Consider the following 20,803-nt stretch of genomic DNA (forward strand, 5'->3'; position numbering starts at 1 on the left):
CAGAAACCCGTTTTTTTATTTGTAAACGACTAGACTTTCTTCGCCAACATCGTCACGAATTTCAATTTGATCCGATTGCCGTCGGCGTCGGTTTTATGCAATTCGCCCGCTTGTTCGTTATATTTAAGCAATTGCCAACCTTGGTAATAATTTTTCAGTTCATTTTCGGCAAAGGTGAAAGAAAACGGCATTAGGCAAGGCATATCATCGGTGGACATCGCCGCCACGATTAAATTATAACCGCCGATATTGGTATGTTGCTGCATATTAGCGATAATTGCCGGGATGTGATCGCGCTCTAGGAACATCATCACCACGGTAGAAAGGATAAAGTCGTAATTGTCTTGAATTGCCGCTTGGTTAATGTCGTAAAGTGCGGTTTTGACGTTGCTTAATTTTTCTTTCTCGATCACCGAATCTAAAAATGCAATGCTGGTTTCATTCTGATCCCAAGCGTCAACCTCAAAGCCCTGCACGCCGAGAAATACAGAATTGCGTCCTTGACCGCAGCCGAGATCCAAGGTTTTGCAAGGCTGAACAAATTGCATGGCATTAATTACTTCGGAATGGGTTGCTGTCATATTGTATTTTTTGGCAACATAATCTTGCGGCAAGCAATAAAATTCCAAATAACATTGCAAATCATCGGACAGGGGCGAAACACGGTGCCATTGTTGTGGTTCGACAAACGGCGGTTGGTTTGCCGTATCAAAAATATAACGATTTAATATTTTACCGGATTCGTCCAATTCAAAATACTCAAGGGAACCGGAAAGAATAGTGACTTTTGCCCAAGTGCCGACTTTGGTGTTGTGCATTTCGCGGAACATTTGCGGCAGGGTATCTTTGCTCCAAATCGGCATTTTTTTGTAACAAATTAATTGTGAGTGCATAGCGTATCCTTAAAGATATATTTAAAATATTTATTTTTTGTGGATTTTAAAGAAAATTTATTGGCGAGGCAATTATTTCCGACAGATTTAGTCAAGTTTACTTAAATTTGTCGAGTTACTGGCTTATCTTATGTTAAAATCAACACTAATTTAACATATCAGCGCAAGGGAAGGAGTCACGATGACCGCAACCACAGAAACGACCAATATTGATATTCAGGCCCAGACTGCGGCTTTGATCAACGGTGTGCAGCAGCTTGATCTCAATAGTTTATTAAATCAATGGATCATTCCTTACGGCACAAAAATCTTATTGGCAATTGTGATTTATCTGATCGGTAAATTATTGGCGAGATTATTCAGTGGTTTATTGGGCAAAGTCGTACTCAGATCGAGCAAAGATGAAATGTTACAGGGTTTTGTCAGCTCAATTAGTTACTTCCTTTTTCTCTTAATTGTGATTATTGCCGCACTATCCCAATTAGGGATTAACACCAGTTCGTTGGTGGCATTGATCGGGGCGGCGGGTTTAGCCGTCGGTTTGGCACTGCAAAATTCGTTACAAAATTTTGCCGCCGGGGTGATGATTTTAATCTTCAAACCATTTAAAAAAGGCGATTTTATTGAAGCCGGCGGCGTCAGCGGAGCGGTAACGCAAATCGGGTTGTTGGTGGTCGAGTTGCGCACCGGAGACAATAAAACCGTATTGGTACCGAATGGGAAAGTCTTCGGTGACAGTATTACCAACTATTCCGCCAATGAAACCCGCCGCGTCGACTTTATTTTCGACATTGCTTACAGCAGTGACATTGGCAAAGCCAAACGGATTATTGCCGATTGTCTGGCGCAGGAATCGCGTATTTTAAGCAATCCACAAGCGACAATTGCCGTGGGCTCTTTGGCTGCCAGCAGTGTGCAACTGTTTGTGCGCCCTTGGGCGAAAACGGCGGATTACTGGGGCGTTTATTATGCCATTACCGAGAATGTTAAATTGGCATTTGATCGGGAGGGGATTGAGATTCCGTTTAACCAATTGGATGTGCATTTTCCCGAGAACAGCGCGGCGAGTTTGGGAAAACAATAGACGGAAAGTAAAAGTGCGGTTTTTATACCGTAATGCCGATCAGTTAAGCAACTTGACCGATCCAAATGATCATTTAATAATCCAATCATGATTTCGTGATTGGATTATTTCTTATGACATTGCAACAAGACCTTTATCAAACCATACTCAGTTCAAAAGTCTATCAACTTGAAAAACTCAATCAATTTCTAGATCCCGTATTATTGGAACAAGCCTTCAATATTTCCGGCGTCGCCACAGTAAGAAAACGGCGTTTGCCACTCACTGCCGTGCTATGGGCGGTTATCGGTATGAGTTTATATCGTAAACAATCTTTGAACGATATCATCAATCGATTAGATTTAGCCTTGCCGGGCAAACAGCTCATCACTGCACCGAGCGCAATCGTTCAGGCTAGACAACGCTTAGGAGCAGAAAGTGTAAAACGCGTTTTTGAATTAACAGCCGAACACTATTTTGCCGAAAACCAACCGCACTTACCACACTGGCGAAATCTCAATTTGTTTGCGGTGGATGGTGTCGTTTGGCGGACAGAAGATACGCAGGAAAACCAACAGGCTTTTGGACGTTCAGGACATACCAACGGTTTATCCGATTACCCTCAAATTAAAGCCGTTTGCCATATGGAATTGACCAGTCACTTGATTGTTAATGCGCATTTCGCGCCTTACCGTACAAGCGAAATGACCTTAGCCGAGCCGCTCATTACCACAACCCCGTCGAATAGCTTAACCTTATTCGATAAAGGATTTTATTCATTACGATTACTTTATCATTGGCAGAATCACAACGAAAATAAACATTGGTTGATTCCGGTAAGAAAAGGACTGAGATATGAGGTTTTGACCGTTCACAGCGAAACGGATAAGCGTATCAAACTCAAGACGACACAGCCATCAAGAAAGCGGGATAGTGATTTACCGACCTATATAGAAGCCCGATTAATTGAAAAACACGAAAAGGGGAAATCCTTCCAAATATTGACCTCATTACTGGAACCGGAATTATACCCTGCAGAGGAAGTTATCGGACTTTATCGCCATCGTTGGGGGATTGAACCGGGTTACCGGGAAGTGAAACAATATTTACTAAATAGTGCCTACACGTTACGCAGTAAAAAGTCGGAAATGGTTAAACAAGAATTATGGGGTGTGTTGCTGGCTTATAATTTAATTCGGCGAGCAATGTGTGAAGCGACGAAATTACAACAGGGACTCAGCCCGGTTCAGCTGAGTTTTAGCAGTTGTTCAGCTGCGGTGATTGCATTTTTTACCACGATGCCTCTCAGTAGCCCAAGCAAATTACCCCAATTATATCAACTTTTACTCAACCAACTTGCTACCTATAAATTGCCGAAACGGCGCAACAGGAAACCTTATCCAAGATGGGTTAGAGAAAAAACAAAAAAATATTGCACAAAAAAACGCCAGCCTTAACTGACTGGCATTACGGTTTAGACCGCACTTTGCATGGTTAAGCGTTGAATGGTGTCGTTTATTTTTTGAGTTGGCGGGCTTTACTTTGTTCCGCCATTTTTTTGCTGATTTCGCGCCGTTGTTTGGAGTTTTCCGCATTGCGAATCACATAATCGTCAATCCGATCTTCGTAATCGTCGCGCATACTGGCGATGATGGTGCGAATATCCGCCACGCTCATTTCATCATTAATATATTGATTCAGATTGTCCAACAATAAAACCCGTTTTTGGTTGTCACGAATTTTACGCTCGATATCAACCATATCGCGTTTTAATTTGTTTTTTTGACGAGCCATGCTGACATACTCCAATACGTCTTGAAAACATTGTTTGTTTACCGCTTCCATTTTCACTCTCACTTATTTGATTATTGATAACATCCTTAATTTATCCTTTTTAGTCAGGATCGTCAAAGGCTTCGATTAAGAAAAATCGTCGCAAATGCGACAAAGCGATTGATAAGAGCGGAAGGGAATGATAAAACTAAGTTTATTTATTTCATTTCTCGAGTTAAGGTCAACAACATGTCTCAAGTATTTAATTTCAGTGCCGGTCCGGCAATGATGCCGCCTGCGGTTTTAGCACAAGCACAACAGGAGTTGTTAAACTGGGAAGGGCTGCAAACCTCGGTGATGGAAGTGAGCCACCGCGGTAAACATTTTATGGCATTGGCAGCGCGCTCGATCCAACAGCTCCGTGAATTAATGGCGATTCCGGATAATTACCAAGTGCTGTTTGCCCAAGGCGGCGCGCGCGGGCAATTTGCGGCAATTCCCATGAATTTATTAAGCCAAAACGGCAAAGCCCTGTATCTGAACAGTGGCTATTGGTCGGGCGCGGCAGCGAAAGAAGCCCGTTTGTTCGGTGAAATCGACGAAATCACGATTAGCGCCGAACAAGACGGCGTCGTCGGTGTGGCGCAACTGGATTTCAGTGATGTTGCGGCACAATACGATTATGTGCATTACTGCCCGAATGAAACCATCAGCGGCGTGGAGATTTTTGATGTGCCGAATGTCGGTGAGGCGGTGTTGGTGGCGGATATGTCGTCCAATATTCTTTCCCGTCCGATTGATGTCAGTAAATTCGGCGTGATTTATGCCGGTGCGCAAAAAAATATGGGGCCTTCAGGCATTGTGATTTTAATCGTGCGTGATGATTTGATTGGTAAAGCGCGCGCGAATACACCGTCAATTTGGAATTACCAAATTCTGCGCGACAACGACTCAATGTTCAACACCCCGCCGACATTCGCGTGGTATCTCTGCTCGTTGGTGTTCCAATGGCTGTCGGATAACGGCGGTTTAAACGCAATGGAAGGTCGCAACCGTGCCAAAGCGGAAAAACTGTATGCCTATCTCGATCAAAGTGATTTTTACCGTAATACTGTCGCCGTTGCCAACCGCTCTTTGATGAACGTGACCTTTACCGCCGACAACGACGAATTGAACGCCAAATTCGTTGCCGAAGCCACCAAGTGCGGTTTACAAGCGTTAAAAGGACACCGTATCGTCGGCGGCATGCGCGCCTCGATTTACAACGCTATGCCGATTGAAGGCGTGGAAGCGCTAATCGCCTTTATGCAGCGTTTTGCGCAAGAGAATAAAAACGCATAAAAACAGAGGACACTATGAAATTTATCGACATCGCCAATCCGGGCGTGCGCGAGCTGTCGCCGTATCAGGCAGGCAAACCGATTGAAGAACTGGAACGCGAATTGGGCATTGCCAATATCGTCAAATTGGCGTCGAATGAAAATCCGTTCGGCTTTCCGCAAAGCGCGAAACAGGCGATCCAACAGCAATTAGACGATTTAACCCGTTATCCTGACGCCAACGGCTTTGAACTGAAACGGGCGATTGCGCAAAAATTCGGCGTGCAAGCGGAACAAATCACTTTAGGCAACGGCTCGAACGACTTGTTGGAAATCACTGCCCACACCTTTTTAAATGCCAACGATGAAGTGATTTTTTCGCAATACACTTTTATTGTCTATCCGTTGGTTTCGCAAGCAATCAACGCCAAAGCGGTGATTGTGCCGGCGAAAGAGTACGGACATGATTTAGACGGTTTTTTAGCGGCAATCAGTGAAAAAACCAAAGTCATTTATATCGCCAACCCGAATAATCCGACCGGCACATTTTTAACCGCGGCGCAAATCGAAGCATTTTTAGCCAAGGTTCCGGCGCATATTCTGGTGATTTTAGATGAGGCTTATACCGAATTTACCTCCGCCGATGAGCGTGTGCCGTCATTTAACCTATTGCAAAAATACCCGAATTTAGTGGTGTGCCGCACTTTATCCAAAGCCTACGGCTTGGCGGGCTTACGTATTGGTTATATGGTGTCGTCGCCGGAGGTTGCCGATTTGTGCAACCGTGTGCGCCAGCCGTTTAACTGCAACAGCTTGGCATTAAGCGCGGCGGTGGCGGTGGTGAATGATGATGTTTTCATCGAAAAAGTGGCGGAAAACAACCGTCGAGGTTTAAAACAGTTGGAAACCTTTTTCCAACAAAAAGGCTTGGCGTATGTGCCGTCAAAAGGCAATTTTATCACCTTGGATCTCAAACAACCTGCCGCCCCGATTTATCAAAAATTACTGGAAAACGGCGTGATCGTGCGCCCGATTGCCGGTTACGGCTTGCCGAATCACCTGCGTATCAGCATTGGTTTGCCTGAGGAAAACCAACGCTTTATTGACGCCTTGAGTCTGATTTTAGGGTTGTAATATCTATAACGTATTGATAAATATTGCAGGGGCGGATTCTATATCCGCCCGAACCGCACTTTGCGTTTATGCTTTATTTATTGAATGCTTATATCGTTCTTCGTACACGGGCGGATATAGAATCCGCCCGTGCTTTGACTAAATAGCTTTAATGAGTAATCTATGCAACAACCAACTTCCATTACTTTGAACCCGATCACCCGTGTCGAAGGCACAATTAATCTGCCCGGTTCAAAAAGCCTGTCGAACCGTGCCTTATTGTTAGCGGCATTGGCAAAGGGCACAACCAATGTCACTAATTTGCTCGATAGCGACGATGTGCACCATATGTTGAATGCGTTAAAGCAGCTTGGCGTTGAGTATCAGCTGTCGCAAGATAAAACCGAATGTAAAGTGACAGGGTTGGGCGGCGCGTTCCGCTGGCAGTCGGGTTTATCGCTGTATTTAGGCAATGCCGGCACGGCAATGCGTCCGTTGGCGGCGGCGTTGTGTTTGCACAACCCGCAAGCGGACGCGAGCGAAATCGTATTGACCGGTGAACCGCGCATGAAAGAACGCCCGATTAAGCATTTGGTCGACGCATTGCGCCAAGCCGGAGCGGAAATCGATTATCTGGAAAACGACGGCTATCCGCCGCTGGCGATTCGCAATAGCGGCTTAAACGGCGGCAAAGTGCGGATCGACGGCTCGGTCTCCAGCCAGTTCCTGACCGCACTTTTAATGGCTGCGCCGTTGGCTGAAGCCGATACCGAAATTGAAATTATCGGCGAGTTGGTGTCAAAACCCTATATCGCCATCACCTTAAAGATGATGGCGGCTTTCGGCGTGCGGGTGCAAAATCAGGATTACCGCACTTTCCTTGTCAAGGGGCAACAACAATACCACGCGGTTGGCGAATATTTAGTGGAGGGCGACGCGTCGTCCGCCTCTTATTTCTTAGCCGCCGCTGCGATTAAAGGCAAAGTGCGGGTAACCGGAATCGGTAAAAACAGTATCCAAGGGGATCGCTTGTTTGCCGAGGTATTGGAAAAAATGGGGGCGAAAGTCACTTGGGGCGACAGCTTTATCGAAGCGGAACAGGGCGAATTGCACGGTGTTGATATGGATATGAACCATATTCCCGACGCGGCAATGACCATTGCCACCACCGCACTTTTCGCCCAAGGCGAAACGGTGATCCGCAATATTTACAACTGGCGGGTGAAAGAAACCGACCGTTTAAGCGCGATGGCGACCGAATTGCGTAAAGTGGGGGCAACGGTGGAGGAGGGGGAAGATTATATCCGTATTCAGCCGCTGTCACTCAGCCAATTCCAACACGCCGAGATTGAAACCTACAACGATCACCGTATGGCAATGTGTTTTGCACTGATTGCGCTGTCGGATACGTCGGTGACGATTCTTGATCCGAATTGCACGGCAAAAACCTTCCCGACCTTTTTTGATCAATTTTTAGCAATCGCAAAATAACCGTTTAGACCGCACTTTCATTGCATAAAGTGCGGTCTAATTGATTTTTTATGCAATAAAATGAATTTTTATTTTAATCCTAGACTTTAAATGTGATTTAGCGCATAATATTCAACCGCAAAATACGCATTAATCTCATCTCAACGATTATCTTTATAGGAACTCTTATGTCTGCGACAATTCTTGAAAATCTTCCGTTAGGTCAAAAAGTCGGTATCGCATTTTCCGGCGGCTTGGACACCAGCGCCGCGCTGTTATGGATGCGCCAAAAAGGGGCTGTGCCATACGCTTACACCGCCAACTTAGGGCAACCTGACGAAGACGATTACAACGCGATTCCGCGCAAAGCCAAAGAATACGGTGCAGAAGACGCGCGCCTGATTGACTGTCGCACACAACTGGCGCACGAAGGGATTGCCGCAATCCAATGCGGGGCGTTCCATATCTCAACCGGCGGCGTAACCTATTTCAACACCACGCCATTGGGGCGTGCAGTGACCGGCACCATGCTGGTGGCGGCAATGAAAGAAGATGACGTGAATATCTGGGGCGACGGCAGCACTTTTAAAGGCAATGACATTGAGCGTTTCTATCGTTACGGCTTGCTGACCAACCCGAATCTGAAAATCTACAAGCCGTGGTTAGACCAACAGTTTATTGATGAATTGGGCGGTCGTCATGAAATGTCCGAATTCTTGATCGCCAACGGCTTCAACTACAAAATGTCGGTGGAAAAAGCCTATTCCACCGATTCCAATATGCTCGGCGCAACCCATGAAGCCAAAGATTTGGAATTCTTAAACACCGGTATCCGTATCGTCAAACCGATTATGGGTGTGGCGTTTTGGGACGAAAATGTGGCGGTGAAAGCCGAAGAAGTGAGCGTGCGCTTTGAAGAAGGCGTGCCGGTTGCTCTGAACGGTAAAGAATTTAACGATCCGGTCGAGTTGTTCTTGGAAGCGAACCGTATCGGCGGGCGTCATGGTTTAGGCATGAGCGATCAAATCGAAAACCGTATCATCGAAGCGAAAAGCCGCGGTATCTATGAAGCGCCGGGAATGGCGTTGTTACACATCGCCTACGAACGTTTGGTCAGCGGCATTCACAATGAAGATACGATTGAACAATACCGTATCAACGGGTTGCGTTTAGGACGGTTGTTGTACCAAGGTCGCTGGTTCGATCCGCAAGCGTTAATGCTGCGCGAAACCGCACAACGTTGGGTGGCACGGGCGGTGACCGGTGAAGTGAGGTTAGAACTACGCCGTGGTAACGATTATTCGATCTTAGATACGGTTTCGCCGAATCTGACCTATGAAGCGGAGCGTTTGAGCATGGAAAAAGTGGAAAACGCGCCATTCAGCCCGGCGGATCGTATCGGTCAATTAACCATGCGTAACCTCGACATCGTCGATACCCGCGCCAAGCTGGGCATTTACACTCAAAGCGGCTTATTAATCGCCGGCAAAGATTCCGTATTGCCACAGTTAGGTAAAAAAGACTAATCCATCGTTCTGATGTTGCAAATCAACCGCACTTTGCCAGTCAATAAGGCTGTAAAGTGCGGTTTTTTGTTACCTCGAAAGCTGCTGAATATCGTTTTGCAAGCGTTTAACCACCCATTCGTTTAAACTCAAATTTTCGGCATTGGCAAAGGCGGCGATCTCGGCGTGTAACCTCGGATCAAGGCGTAAATTGAAGCGACCGGAATAACGTTTATAAGGTTCAATGCCTTTTTCTTTACACACGGCTAAAAATTCCGCCAGTGAAATCTCCGCCTCTCTACGCAAGGTTTCAACATCGGCGGCATAAAAATCCGCACCACCGTTTAATCCGTGAAATTCCCCACGAAATAAACCAATTTCATCATCGTAGGTGATGGTGGCTTTATGTCCGTTAATGATCATCATATTAATCATAATGTTACTCCATTTTCTTCTAACCATTTTCTAACGCTGGCAACTGCGCCTTTATCGGTATCAGGTTTAGGGTGTGGGCGATGGAATACTTTTACCTGTCCGAATAATATAACGGCAACACGCGATCCCTCACGTTCTTCAATTTCCGCACCTAAATCCAAAAAAAGCGATTCGATATCTTTCCATCGAATATTGCCACTGACCGGACGTTTGAAAATCAGCTGCAGGGTCAATTTTGATTTATTTTTCACAGTCTCCTCCAAACAGAATGATAGTACCATATTTTAGTACCATTAAAAGGGATTTTATTTAAAGGATATAAAACCCACCATAAAACTGCTAAAATCCTCACAATTTTGATTGGGTAAAATAGGGAATTATTTTGGCGTTACTGAATTTGAGCAATGCGTATTTGTCGTTTAGCGATCACCCGTTGTTGGATCATGCGGATTTGCATATCGAAGCAGGCGAGCGGGTTTGTTTGGTCGGGCGCAATGGCGCGGGCAAATCGACCTTAATGAAGGTTTTAGCCGGTGAGGTCGGCTTGGATGACGGCACGTTGCAACTGGAAAGCGGCGTGGTGATTTCACACTTGGAGCAAGATCCGCCGCGCCATATTGAAGACAGCGTATTTGATTATGTGGCGGAGGGGGTTGCGGATTTAGCCGATTTGCTTAAGCAATATCACCATATTTCCCATCAAATGACCCGCGACTATTCCGATGAATTATTGCAACAGTTGGCAGAGGTGCAGCAGCAACTGGATCACGCCAACGGTTGGCTGATCGAAAGCCGCATTCAAGATGTGTTAAAACGCTTGGAACTTAACCCCGACACGTTATTATCGGAACTTTCCGGCGGCTGGCAGCGCAAAGCGGCGTTGGCACGGGCGTTAGTCAGCAATCCGTCGATTTTATTGCTTGACGAACCGACAAACCATTTGGATATTGACGCGATTGATTGGTTGGAAAATTTCTTGTCGGAGTTTTCCGGCAGTATTATTTTTATCTCGCATGACCGCTCTTTTATCCGCAAAATGGCGACCCGAATCGTCGATTTGGATCGCGGCAAATTGGTCTCTTATCCCGGCAATTATGATCGCTATCTCACCACTAAAGAAGAAAATTTGCGCGTGGAAGAGTTGCAAAACGCGTTGTTTGATAAAAAACTGGCGCAGGAAGAAGTCTGGATTCGACAAGGAATCAAAGCGCGCCGCACCCGTAACGAGGGCAGAGTGCGCGCCTTAAAAGCCTTGCGTGAGGAACGTCGTCAGCGGCGCGAAGTGCTCGGCACAGCAAAAATCGAACTGGATACCGCCATCCGTTCCGGCAAAATTGTGTTTGAAATTGAAGAGTTGGGCTATCAAATTGAAGATCGCGTCTTGCTGAAAAATTTCAGCGCCAATATTCTGCGCGGCGATAAAATCGCCTTGATCGGTCCGAACGGCTGCGGCAAAACCACCTTTATCAAACTGTTATTACAACAACTCGAGCCGACCCAAGGCAAAGTGCGGTCAGGCACAAAATTAGAAATTGCCTATTTCGATCAATATCGTGCCGATCTCGATCCGGAAAAAAGCGTGATGGACAATGTGGCGGACGGCAAGCAAGATGTGGAAGTTAACGGGCATAAACGCCATGTGTTAGGCTATCTGCAAGATTTCCTGTTTCCGCCAAAACGGGCGATGAGCCCGGTGAAGGCGCTATCCGGCGGTGAACGCAATCGGTTGCTGTTGGCAAAATTATTGCTCAAACCGAATAACCTGTTGATTCTCGACGAACCGACCAATGATCTGGACGTGGAAACCTTAGAATTATTGGAAGAAATTTTGGCGGATTATCAAGGCACGCTGATTATCGTCAGTCATGATCGTCAATTTATCGACAACACCGCCACCGAATGTTATTTCTTCGAGGGTGACGGTGTACTGAATCACTATGTCGGCGGTTATAGCGACGCCAAGCTGCAACAGCAAAATTATTTTGCTTCGCTAACGCAAAAAACAGCAACGCAAAAACCAGCCGAAAACAAAAGTGCGGTCAGCCAAGCGAATACCCAAAGTGCGGTTGAAACTGACGAGAAAAAAACCAAAGAAAAAACGGCTGAACGTAAAAAGCTAAGTTTCAAAGAACAGCGCGAACTGGAACAACTGCCACAGTTGCTGGAAACACTGGAAGCGGAAATCGAAACCTTGCAAGCGGAAGTCGGCAGCAGCGATTTCTTCCAACAGGATCATCAATACACCAGCGACACCCTGCAACGCCTCGCCGAAAAGGAACAGCAACTGGAGCAAAACTTGTTGCGATGGGAGGAGCTGGAAAATATCAGTAATGGTAACGGCTAAAACAAACGTGCGGTTAAACCGCACTTTGTCGTTTAAATTTTCGGATTTTGCCGAGCATATTCTTCATTGGCGATGAGCTGTTCAGTTGGATCATTCTGCCGAGCGTCCATTGCTTGTACCAGGTTCCGCCATAGAGCTGCTGATCGTCTAAGGATTCCACCAGATCGAGTAGCGCTTCGGTTGTGGTGATAAACTGTTGCAGTAAATCGCTATAATCCCAGTTTTGATATTGTTGGTAGAATTTGGTTGCCAGTCTGCCTAATTCATTCCATTGATAACCGGTTTCGGGAAAATCAATGTGTTCATGGTGTTGCTTTTTATAGTGCCATTTTAAGACTAAATTTTGCCAACCGATCAGATAGGCGAGGGTATCGGCAACACTAATTTTTGTACCTTTACTGTTGCCTTCAACACCGAGTTGGCGTACGCATTGCGGATCGAAAGTGCGGTATTCCTGCAGGATTTTGTCAAAAGCCTGTTGAATCGCAAGCAGCAATTCGGTTTTGTTTTGTGGGATGGATGACATAGATTCTTTTCTCCGTTGCTCAAAGAAAAATGGCTTTACTGATATAAAGTCGTCAGACTGCTGACAAAGATTAACTAACTTGATTTTCATGATAAAAGTAGGGACGGATTATCTATCCGCCCGAACTGAACATTGCATTTTTCCGTTGTAGATTAAATGCTTATACTGCACTTCGTAAACGGGCGGATAGATAATCCGCCCCTACGCAGTCTTATCGGTGACCTTGGTCGAGAATCTAATGGCTCTACTGATGTAAAGCCGTTTTGATCGCTTATTTCATTACTTTCAGCAATGCGTCACCGATATCAGCCAGACTGCGTACGGTGGTAACGCCTGCGGCTTCGAGGGCGGCAAATTTTTCATCGGCGGTGCCTTTGCCGCCGCTGATAATCGCACCGGCATGTCCCATACGTTTGCCTTTCGGTGCGGTAACGCCGGCAATATAAGAAACAACCGGTTTTTTGATGTGTTGTTTGATGTAGGCCGCCGCTTCTTCTTCCGCTGAACCGCCGATTTCGCCGATCATCACAATCGCTTCGGTTTCCGGATCTTGTTCGAACAAGGCTAAAATATCAATGAAGCTCGAGCCGGGAATCGGATCGCCGCCGATACCGACACAACCGGATTGCCCTAAGCCGCAGTCGGTAGTTTGTTTCACCGCCTCATAGGTCAGGGTGCCGGAGCGGGAGACGATTCCGACTTTGCCTTTTTGATGAATATTGCCCGGCATAATACCGATTTTGCATTCATCCGGGGTGATCACGCCGGGGCAGTTCGGACCGATCATCCGTACGCCGGTTTGATTTAGTTTTTGTTTCACCGCCAGCATATCCAAGGTCGGAATACCTTCGGTGATACAGATAATCAGTTGAATTCCGGCGTCAATCGCTTCTAAAATCGCATCTTTACAGCCTGCGGCAGGGACATAAATCACGCTGGCGGTTGCGCCGGTAGCTTGTACCGCTTCGGCAACGGTGTTAAACACCGGTAAGCCTAAATGGGTGGTGCCGCCCTTGCCCGGCGAAGTGCCGCCGACCAATTTTGTGCCGTAAGCCAGGGCTTGTTCGGAGTGAAACGTGCCTTGTCCGCCGGTGAAACCTTGGCAAATCACTTTGGTATGTTTATCAATTAAAATCGACATTATTTGTCCTCCGCGGCAGCGACGACGGCTTTGGCGGCGTCGGTTAAACTGTTGGCAGCGATAATGTTCAAACCGCTGTTGGCTAAAATTTCACGACCTAACGGGGCATTATTGCCCTCTAAGCGAACAATGACCGGAATACTGACGCCCACTTCGTTGACCGCAGCGATGATCCCATTTGCGATCAAGTCGCAACGCACGATACCGCCGAAAATATTGACTAAAACGGCTTTCACCGCACTGTCGGACAAAATGATTTTAAACGCTTCGGCAACCCGCTCTTTGGTGGCGCCGCCGCCGACATCCAGGAAGTTTGCCGGTTGCCCGCCGTGTAATTTGATGATGTCCATGGTTCCCATCGCCAAACCGGCGCCGTTGACCATACAGCCGATATTACCGTCCAGGGCGACATAATTTAGTTGCCATTTTTCGGCCAGGGCTTCACGCGGATCTTCTTGGCTCGGATCTTGCATGGTTTGCAGATCCGGGTGGCGGTAAGTGGCGTTGCCGTCGGTGACGATTTTAGCATCCAGGCAAAACAGTTGCCCATTGTCTAAAATCACTAACGGGTTGACTTCGACCAGGGCCAAATCTTTTTCCACAAACAACTTGGCAAGTTGGGTGAAAATATGGCTAAATTGTTTGATTTGATCGCCGATCAAGCCCAATTTAAACGCCAATTGCCGTCCTTGATACGGCATGCCGCCTAATAGCGGATCCAAGCTGATACGGTGTAACAGCTCCGGTGTTTTCTCCGCTACTTCTTCAATATCCATTCCGCCTTCGGTCGAGGCCATCACCACAACGGTTTGTGAACTGCGATCCAAAACCGCACTGAGGTACAGCTCTTTTTTGATTGAAGAGCATTGCTCAAGGTAAATCGTATTCACCGGCTGCCCGTTTTTATCGGTTTGAAAAGTGACGAGGCGTTGGCCGAACCACTGTTCGGCAAAGGTTTTGATTTCCGCTTCGCTTTTCACTAATTTTACACCGCCCGCCTTGCCGCGTCCGCCGGCATGAACCTGACATTTGGCAACCCAAGTGTCGCCACCGAGTTTTTTTGCCGCTTCAAGTAATTGTTCTACAGTTTGGCAGGCATAGCCGACCGGAACGGGAATTTGATAATCTGCAAAGATTTTTTTACTCTGATATTCATGCAAGTTCATTGGGGATCCTTTACTTTTTCCTATGAAATTTGAATTAGGTACCGCACTTGGTATGTTTTCTCCCTCCGCATGCGGAGGGAGAATTAGGCTGTTACTACATAGAGGCTTAAATCTCCAATAAAATCCGTGTCGGATCTTCTAACAATTCTTTAATCGTTACCAAGAAACCGACCGATTCGCGTCCGTCAATCAAACGGTGATCGTAGGACAGCGCAAGATACATCATCGGGCGAATCACGACTTGCCCGTCCAAGGCAATCGGGCGATCTTTAATCGCGTGCATGCCCAAAATCGCACTTTGCGGCGGATTGATGATCGGGGTGGACATTAAGGAGCCGAATACGCCGCCGTTGGTAATGGTGAAATTACCGCCGGTCAAATCTTCCACGGTCAATTTGCCGTCGCGTCCTTTTTCCGCCAACTCTTTGATTTGTTGCTCGATTTCTCCCATAGTCAATTTATCGCAGTTTTTCAACACCGGCGTTACCAAGCCGCGCGGCGTGGAAACCGCAATGCTGATGTCGAAATAGTTATGGTAAACAATATCTTCGCCATCGATTGAGGCATTGACTTCCGGATAACGTTTTAACGCTTCGACCACAGCTTTGATGTAGAATGACATAAAGCCAAGGCGCACGCCGTTGCGTTTTTCAAATTTTTCACCGTAGGCTTTGCGCAATTGCATAATCGGCGACATATCCACTTCATTGAAGGTGGTCAGCATTGCCGTGCTGTTTTTGGCTTCCAATAAGCGTTCGGCAACGCGTTTGCGCAAACGCGTCATCGGCACGCGTTTTTCACTGCGATTTGCCAAGGCAACCGAACTGTCGGTGCCTTCTTTATGAATGGTTTTCGCCTGTTTGGCAAGGTGCGCGTCGATGTCTTCACGGGTAATTCTGCCGCCGACACCGGAACCTTGAATATCGGATGAGTCAATATTGTTCTCGGCTAACAGACGGCGCACCGACGGGCTTAAATTTTCATTGGCGGCGCCGGTTTCGGTGCTCAATACCGCACTTTGGCGTTCTGCCGGGGTTGAAGCCGGAGCGGCGACGGTATCTTTGGTGACGGTGCCGGCGGTGGTCACCGGCTGCAATTTGCCGAGCAACTGGCTGCCGGTAACGGTGGCGCCTTCTTCCTGCAAGATGGATTCGATTATGCCGTCTTCCGTCGCAGGCACTTCCAGCACCACTTTATCGGTTTCGATTTCAACGATAATTTCATCACGGGCAACGCTGTCGCCCACTTTTTTGTGCCAAGTTGCAACGGTCGCATCGGCAACGGATTCGGGTAACACCGGGGTCAAAATATCAATATTGCTCATGTTTAGATCCTTTTTAGTTAAAATGTACACGAATAAAATACTTTATCTGCGTTTTGTCCAACGTTCAGTTATTCAATCGTCAGGGCTTCTTCCACTAAGGCTTTCTGTTGTGCGGCGTGCAAAGAGGCAAAACCGGTCGCCGGTGAGGCAGACGCCGGTCTGCCGACATAATTCAGCGTCGCCCCTGCCGGTAGCGAGGTTCGGAAATTATGCTGGCAACAATACCATGCGCCCTGATTGAGCGGTTCTTCCTGACACCAGATGAAATCTTTTACGTGTGAATAAGCCGCCAATACGTTTTGCATATCTTCACTCGGATACGGATACAGTTGCTCAATGCGGATTAATGCGATATTGGTTTGCTGTTTTTCACGGCGTTTTTCCAATAAGTCATAATAGACTTTGCCGGAACAGAACACGACGCGCTCAATTTGCGTCGGATCTAAATTATCCCATTCAGCCAGTACCGGTTGGAAAGTGCCTTCCAGTAATTCGCTCATGTCTGAAATTGCCAACGGATGGCGCAGTAATGATTTTGGCGTTAAGGCAATCAATGGACGGCGCATAGGACGGATACTTTGACGGCGCAGCATATGGTAAACCTGTGCCGGAGTCGAGGGCACGCACACCTGAATATTTTGCTCGGCGCAGAGCTGCAGATAGCGCTCCAAACGTGCCGAGGAGTGTTCCGGCCCTTGCCCTTCGTAACCGTGTGGCAACAGCATGGTCAAGCCGCACATTCTGCCCCATTTCTGTTCGCCGGAGCTGATAAACTGATCGATCACCACTTGCGCCACGTTGGCGAAATCACCGAATTGCGCTTCCCAAATCACCAAGGTTTTCGGATCGGAGGTGGCATAGCCGTATTCATAGGCAAGCACCGCTTCTTCCGATAACACCGAATCCCACACTTCAAACCGCCCTTGTTGGTTATGCAGGTTGGTTAGCGGGATATAGTAAGTGCCGTCTTCTTGATTATGTAATACCGCATGACGGTGGAAGAACGTGCCGCGACCGGAATCTTCGCCGGACAAACGGATTGAATGTCCGTCATCGAGCAGCGTGGCATATGCCATAATTTCCGCCATACCCCAGTCGAACGGTTTGTCGCCGACAGCCATCAGCTCGCGATCTTCATAAATTTTTTTCACTCGGCTGTGCAATTTATGCGAATCCGGGTAGAGGCAGATTTTTTTCGCCAATGCCACAAACCGCTCTTGCGGGAATTGATTGGCGTATGCGGCAGTCCAATCGTGATTCAGATAATTGATCCATTCTAACGAATTGCGATCTAACTCGCGCCATTCGTTGACGACACATTCGCCGTTATCCAAGGCATCACGGTATTCGTTCATCATCTCGAAAGTGCGGTCATCGCTCAACACATTTTCAGCGACCAAGCGGTCGGCATAGACTTTGCGCGGGGTCGGATGTTTCTTGATTTGTTTGTACATCATCGGTTGGGTCGCAGACGGTTCGTCGGCTTCGTTGTGACCGTGACGGCGGTAAGAGACCAAATCGATAAAAATATCTTTTTTGAATTCGGCACGGTATTCGACCGCCATGCGTGCCGCATACACCACCGCTTCCGGATCGTCGCCGTTGACATGGATAACCGGCGCGTCCACCATTTTGGCAATATCGGTACAATATTCGGTCGAACGGGTATCGCCGGTGTACGAGGTGGTGAAGCCGATACGATTGTTGATTACGATTCGAATCGTGCCGCCGATGGTATAACCGCGCGTTGCCGACATATTCAGCGTTTCCTGCACAATGCCTTGTCCGGTTACGGCGGAGTCGCCATGTACGGTAATGCCAAGCACTTTCACGTGGTCGGTGTCTTGCAGACGGGTTTGTCTGGCGCGGACGGAGCCGATCACCACCGGGCTGACGATTTCCAAATGTGATGGGTTAAACGCCAATGATAAGTGCACCGCGCCGTCATCCGTCATAAAGTTGGAGGAAAAACCTTGATGGTATTTCACGTCGCCGGTGCGGTCATGGCTGTGTTTGCCGGCAAATTCATCAAACAATTCAGCCGGTTTTTTTCCTAACACATTCACCAACATATTCAGACGTCCGCGGTGCGCCATGCCCATCACGACATCTTTCGCGCCGAATTTTCCGGCGTGGCGGATGATTTCTTTCATCAGCGGAATAAAAGCGTCACTGCCCTCTAACGAGAAGCGTTTGGCGCCGGGGAACTTGGCGCCCAAATAACGTTCCAACCCTTCGGCGGCGGTCAGTTCTTGCAGATAGGTTTGTTTTTCTTCATTGCTGAAGAGCGGTTTGTTCAGACGCGCTTCCATTTTTTTCTGCAGCCAGTCACGCACCTCGATATTATGCACGTGCATAAATTCCAAGCCGATGGTGCCGCAATAGGTTTCGTTCAGTTTTTCAGATAACTCGCGCAGAGTGATATTTTCCATATCATATACGTAGTTACCGATATTAAACTCTTCATCCAGATGTTTATCTTCCAAACCGTAGAATTGATAATCCAGATTCGGCACCGACAGCCGTTTCCACATTTTCAGCGGATCCAGATCGGCGCGCAAGTGTCCGCGATAGCGGAAGGCATTGATATATTGCAAAACCCGTACTAAACGCCGGCTGGCGCTTGGATCGATAATCGTATGCGTACCGGTTCGGTTGGTATTTTCTCTGGCGAGCTCGCGGAAGTAATCACGCACCGACGAGTGAGGCTGTTCCACGGAAGACGTTCGCGGAAATGTGCTGAAAATTTGTTGCCAACTGGCGTCCACACTTTGCGGATCGTTAAGATAGTCTTCATAGACTTGTTCGACATAAGTTTGGTTGGCTCCGCCCAATGCGCTGGAGTCAAGCCAATCCTGCATACCTTGTTGCATACTTTGCTGCATAGTACCGTTTTGCCGCATAACTACCTGACCTTTTTAAAATGACTCATAAGGATTAACATAATGAATATGGGGTTTTATCAGTAAATTTAACATGTTATCGCCGATAACCAAATAAAATATTGCCTCTACCCTAAACCGCCATATTGCCGTTTACCAAACCAATTATACTCAAAAAAAATTTTTATAATGTGACCTGCTTAGAAGTTTTTACAAAAAAGTAACATTTTGCGCAAAAGCCGCTTTAAATTTCGCGACGAAAAGACTAAATTGTTGAAAATTCATTTTACACAGCCCTTTTATTTATGCTAATAAAGGAGTAATCGCATTATTATTTCAACGGTAAATCGAATTTATTTTAACAAAAATCTAACAAACGTAGGGAGTGGTCATGTCAGAATTAAAAGCAACATTATCAATCAGCGACGGTCGCGAGCTTGAGCTGGATGTACATCGTGCAGTGCTGGGTTATGATTCGGTGGATGTACAATCATTGGTGAAAAATCATTTATTTACCTTTGACCCCGGCTTTATGTCAACCGCCTCTTGTCAGTCTGCGATCACCTATATTGACGGTGATGAAGGCGTTTTATTGCACCGTGGTTATCCGATTGAGCAATTGGCGGAAAATGCCGATTATTTGGAAGTGTCGTATCTGCTGTTATTTGGCGAAAGACCGAATCTTGAGCAATATAAGGCATTTGAGGCTCGGGTGAAAAAACACACCTTGGTACATGAGCAGATTTCCCGCTTCTTCCATGGTTTCCGCCGAGATTCACATCCGATGGCGATTATGTGCGGGGTCAGCGGCGCATTGGCAGCGTTCTATCATGACTCCACCGACGTGAATAATATCTATCACCGCGAACTGACCGCTTACCGTTTATTGGCGAAAATGCCGACGTTGGCGGCGATGTGTTACAAATATTCCATCGGGCAGCCGTTTATGTACCCGCAACGCCATTTGTCCTTCTCCGGCAACTTCCTGTATATGATGTTTGCCACCCCGTGTGAGCCATATGTGGTTAATCCGGTGTTAGAAAAAGCGATGGATAAAATCTTTATCCTGCACGCCGATCACGAGCAAAACGCCTCGACTTCCACGGTACGTACCGCCGCTTCTTCCGGTGCGAACCCATTTGCTTGTATTGCCGCAGGGATTGCCTCTCTTTGGGGGCCGGCACACGGTGGTGCCAACGAAGCCTGTATCAATATGTTGGAAGAAATCGGCAGCGTCGATCGTATTCCGGAATATATCGAAAAAGCCAAAGATAAAAACGATCCGTTCCGCTTGATGGGCTTCGGACATCGGGTATATAAAAATTACGATCCGCGAGCCAAAGTGATGCGCCAAACTTGCCATGAAGTGCTGAAAGAATTGAACGTGCAAAATCCGTTGTTGGATGTGGCGATGGAATTGGAACGCATTGCATTGAGCGATCCGTATTTTGTCGATCACAAACTGTATCCGAATGTAGATTTTTATTCCGGTATTATCTTAAAAGCCATCGGCATTCCGGTGTCGATGTTCACCGTGATGTTTGCGTTGGCAAGAACCGTCGGTTGGATCGCCCATTGGAAAGAGATGTATAACCAAGGGGCAATCAAAATCGTGCGTCCGCGTCAATTGTATGTCGGACACCCGACGCGCGATTTTGGCAAAATGGATAAAATCTAATTCTCATCACTGAGCAAACCGCACTTTAACCAAAGTGCGGTTTTTTCAAACCATTTTCAAGCAAACTCACGCCAATTTAAGTATAAAATTAAATCCTCTTTTATTTACGCATTTATTATTTAGCAGGCTATAAAATAGCTTTGTTTTTCTCCCTTCCTAGTCACGCCATTT

At 47.0% G+C, this 20,803-nt stretch carries 17 protein-coding genes; 8 read left to right on the forward strand and 9 right to left on the reverse strand.

Features of this window, described 5'->3' with window-relative positions:
• Positions 1-29 precede the first annotated feature (29 nt).
• Entirely contained in the window at positions 30-893 is an 864-nt protein-coding gene (gene tehB, locus ACWA50_RS08760) for an SAM-dependent methyltransferase TehB (RefSeq protein WP_431051674.1), read from the reverse strand.
• A 181-nt stretch (positions 894-1,074) separates the two neighbouring features.
• On the opposite strand from tehB, the gene ACWA50_RS08765 reads away from it, so the two are divergent.
• Entirely contained in the window at positions 1,075-1,977 is a 903-nt protein-coding gene (locus ACWA50_RS08765) for a mechanosensitive ion channel family protein (protein WP_431051676.1), read from the forward strand.
• Between the two features lie 113 nt (positions 1,978-2,090).
• Positions 2,091-3,413: an IS4 family transposase gene (locus tag ACWA50_RS08770; protein WP_431051678.1), complete on the forward strand. Its 1,323-nt coding sequence runs from the start codon at positions 2,091-2,093 to the stop codon at positions 3,411-3,413.
• 58 nt (positions 3,414-3,471) lie between these two features.
• Here the strand turns inward: ACWA50_RS08770 and ACWA50_RS08775 are convergent, their stop codons facing one another.
• Positions 3,472-3,801 carry a DUF496 family protein gene (locus tag ACWA50_RS08775; RefSeq protein ID WP_431051680.1) on the reverse strand — a complete coding sequence of 110 codons (330 nt, stop codon included), beginning with the start codon at positions 3,799-3,801 and terminating at the stop codon, positions 3,472-3,474.
• Positions 3,802-3,978: 177 nt separating this feature from the next.
• Here ACWA50_RS08775 and serC point away from each other — a divergent pair, with 177 nt between their 5' ends.
• From serC to argG, 4 genes are all read left to right on the forward strand, one after another.
• Positions 3,979-5,070 carry a 3-phosphoserine/phosphohydroxythreonine transaminase gene (serC, locus tag ACWA50_RS08780; RefSeq protein ID WP_431051682.1) on the forward strand — a complete coding sequence of 364 codons (1,092 nt, stop codon included), beginning with the start codon at positions 3,979-3,981 and terminating at the stop codon, positions 5,068-5,070.
• Between the two features lie 14 nt (positions 5,071-5,084).
• On the forward strand, positions 5,085-6,182 hold the full coding sequence (gene hisC / locus ACWA50_RS08785; RefSeq protein WP_431051684.1) for a histidinol-phosphate transaminase: 1,098 nt from the start codon (positions 5,085-5,087) through the stop codon (positions 6,180-6,182).
• Positions 6,183-6,344: 162 nt separating this feature from the next.
• Complete coding sequence (gene aroA / locus ACWA50_RS08790; RefSeq protein ID WP_431051686.1) at positions 6,345-7,652, forward strand: 3-phosphoshikimate 1-carboxyvinyltransferase; 1,308 nt, start codon at positions 6,345-6,347, stop codon at positions 7,650-7,652.
• A 167-nt stretch (positions 7,653-7,819) separates the two neighbouring features.
• Complete coding sequence (gene argG, locus ACWA50_RS08795; RefSeq protein ID WP_431051688.1) at positions 7,820-9,157, forward strand: argininosuccinate synthase; 1,338 nt, start codon at positions 7,820-7,822, stop codon at positions 9,155-9,157.
• A gap of 69 nt (positions 9,158-9,226) precedes the next feature.
• On the opposite strand, the gene ACWA50_RS08800 is transcribed toward argG, so the two are convergent.
• The gene (locus tag ACWA50_RS08800) at positions 9,227-9,571 is read right to left on the reverse strand and encodes a type II toxin-antitoxin system HicB family antitoxin (RefSeq protein WP_431051690.1); all 345 of its coding nucleotides are present in this window, start codon (positions 9,569-9,571) and stop codon (positions 9,227-9,229) included.
• Positions 9,568-9,822 carry a type II toxin-antitoxin system HicA family toxin gene (locus ACWA50_RS08805; protein ID WP_431051691.1) on the reverse strand — a complete coding sequence of 85 codons (255 nt, stop codon included), beginning with the start codon at positions 9,820-9,822 and terminating at the stop codon, positions 9,568-9,570. The genes ACWA50_RS08800 and ACWA50_RS08805 overlap by 4 nt, the downstream gene beginning before the upstream one ends.
• Positions 9,823-9,953: 131 nt before the next feature.
• On the opposite strand from ACWA50_RS08805, the gene ACWA50_RS08810 reads away from it, so the two are divergent.
• Positions 9,954-11,915 (forward strand): ABC transporter ATP-binding protein, encoded by a 1,962-nt coding sequence (locus ACWA50_RS08810; RefSeq protein WP_431051693.1) that lies wholly within the window; start codon positions 9,954-9,956, stop codon positions 11,913-11,915.
• Between the two features lie 13 nt (positions 11,916-11,928).
• On the opposite strand, the gene ACWA50_RS08815 is transcribed toward ACWA50_RS08810, so the two are convergent.
• The 5 genes from ACWA50_RS08815 to sucA form a co-directional block, all read right to left on the reverse strand.
• Positions 11,929-12,441 (reverse strand): ClbS/DfsB family four-helix bundle protein, encoded by a 513-nt coding sequence (locus ACWA50_RS08815; RefSeq protein ID WP_431051695.1) that lies wholly within the window; start codon positions 12,439-12,441, stop codon positions 11,929-11,931.
• Positions 12,442-12,712: 271 nt separating this feature from the next.
• Entirely contained in the window at positions 12,713-13,582 is an 870-nt protein-coding gene (gene sucD, locus ACWA50_RS08820) for a succinate--CoA ligase subunit alpha (RefSeq protein WP_431051697.1), read from the reverse strand.
• Positions 13,582-14,748, reverse strand: coding sequence for an ADP-forming succinate--CoA ligase subunit beta (gene sucC, locus ACWA50_RS08825; protein ID WP_431051699.1), 1,167 nt, complete (start codon positions 14,746-14,748; stop codon positions 13,582-13,584). The genes sucD and sucC overlap by 1 nt, the downstream gene beginning before the upstream one ends.
• 106 nt (positions 14,749-14,854) lie before the next feature.
• Positions 14,855-16,072 carry a 2-oxoglutarate dehydrogenase complex dihydrolipoyllysine-residue succinyltransferase gene (gene odhB, locus ACWA50_RS08830; protein ID WP_431051701.1) on the reverse strand — a complete coding sequence of 406 codons (1,218 nt, stop codon included), beginning with the start codon at positions 16,070-16,072 and terminating at the stop codon, positions 14,855-14,857.
• Between the two features lie 68 nt (positions 16,073-16,140).
• Positions 16,141-18,957, reverse strand: coding sequence for a 2-oxoglutarate dehydrogenase E1 component (gene sucA, locus ACWA50_RS08835; protein ID WP_431054325.1), 2,817 nt, complete (start codon positions 18,955-18,957; stop codon positions 16,141-16,143).
• A 388-nt stretch (positions 18,958-19,345) separates the two neighbouring features.
• Between sucA and ACWA50_RS08840 the strand changes: the two genes are divergently transcribed.
• Positions 19,346-20,632 (forward strand): citrate synthase, encoded by a 1,287-nt coding sequence (locus ACWA50_RS08840; RefSeq protein WP_431051703.1) that lies wholly within the window; start codon positions 19,346-19,348, stop codon positions 20,630-20,632.
• The last annotated feature ends 171 nt before the right edge of the window (positions 20,633-20,803 follow it).

Source organism: Testudinibacter sp. P17/SS/0325, from assembly GCF_053570765.1.

Coding starts and splice junctions, on each gene's coding strand:
- tehB (WP_431051674.1), bottom strand. CDS start 893: ATGCACTCACAATTAATTTGTTACAAAAAAATGCCGATTTGGAGCAAA.
- ACWA50_RS08765 (WP_431051676.1), top strand. CDS start 1,075: ATGACCGCAACCACAGAAACGACCAATATTGATATTCAGGCCCAGACT.
- ACWA50_RS08770 (WP_431051678.1), top strand. CDS start 2,091: ATGACATTGCAACAAGACCTTTATCAAACCATACTCAGTTCAAAAGTC.
- ACWA50_RS08775 (WP_431051680.1), bottom strand. CDS start 3,801: ATGGAAGCGGTAAACAAACAATGTTTTCAAGACGTATTGGAGTATGTC.
- serC (WP_431051682.1), top strand. CDS start 3,979: ATGTCTCAAGTATTTAATTTCAGTGCCGGTCCGGCAATGATGCCGCCT.
- hisC (WP_431051684.1), top strand. CDS start 5,085: ATGAAATTTATCGACATCGCCAATCCGGGCGTGCGCGAGCTGTCGCCG.
- aroA (WP_431051686.1), top strand. CDS start 6,345: ATGCAACAACCAACTTCCATTACTTTGAACCCGATCACCCGTGTCGAA.
- argG (WP_431051688.1), top strand. CDS start 7,820: ATGTCTGCGACAATTCTTGAAAATCTTCCGTTAGGTCAAAAAGTCGGT.
- ACWA50_RS08800 (WP_431051690.1), bottom strand. CDS start 9,571: ATGATTAATATGATGATCATTAACGGACATAAAGCCACCATCACCTAC.
- ACWA50_RS08815 (WP_431051695.1), bottom strand. CDS start 12,441: ATGTCATCCATCCCACAAAACAAAACCGAATTGCTGCTTGCGATTCAA.
- sucD (WP_431051697.1), bottom strand. CDS start 13,582: ATGTCGATTTTAATTGATAAACATACCAAAGTGATTTGCCAAGGTTTC.
- sucC (WP_431051699.1), bottom strand. CDS start 14,748: ATGAACTTGCATGAATATCAGAGTAAAAAAATCTTTGCAGATTATCAA.
- odhB (WP_431051701.1), bottom strand. CDS start 16,072: ATGAGCAATATTGATATTTTGACCCCGGTGTTACCCGAATCCGTTGCC.
- sucA (WP_431054325.1), bottom strand. CDS start 18,957: ATGCAGCAAAGTATGCAACAAGGTATGCAGGATTGGCTTGACTCCAGC.
- ACWA50_RS08840 (WP_431051703.1), top strand. CDS start 19,346: ATGTCAGAATTAAAAGCAACATTATCAATCAGCGACGGTCGCGAGCTT.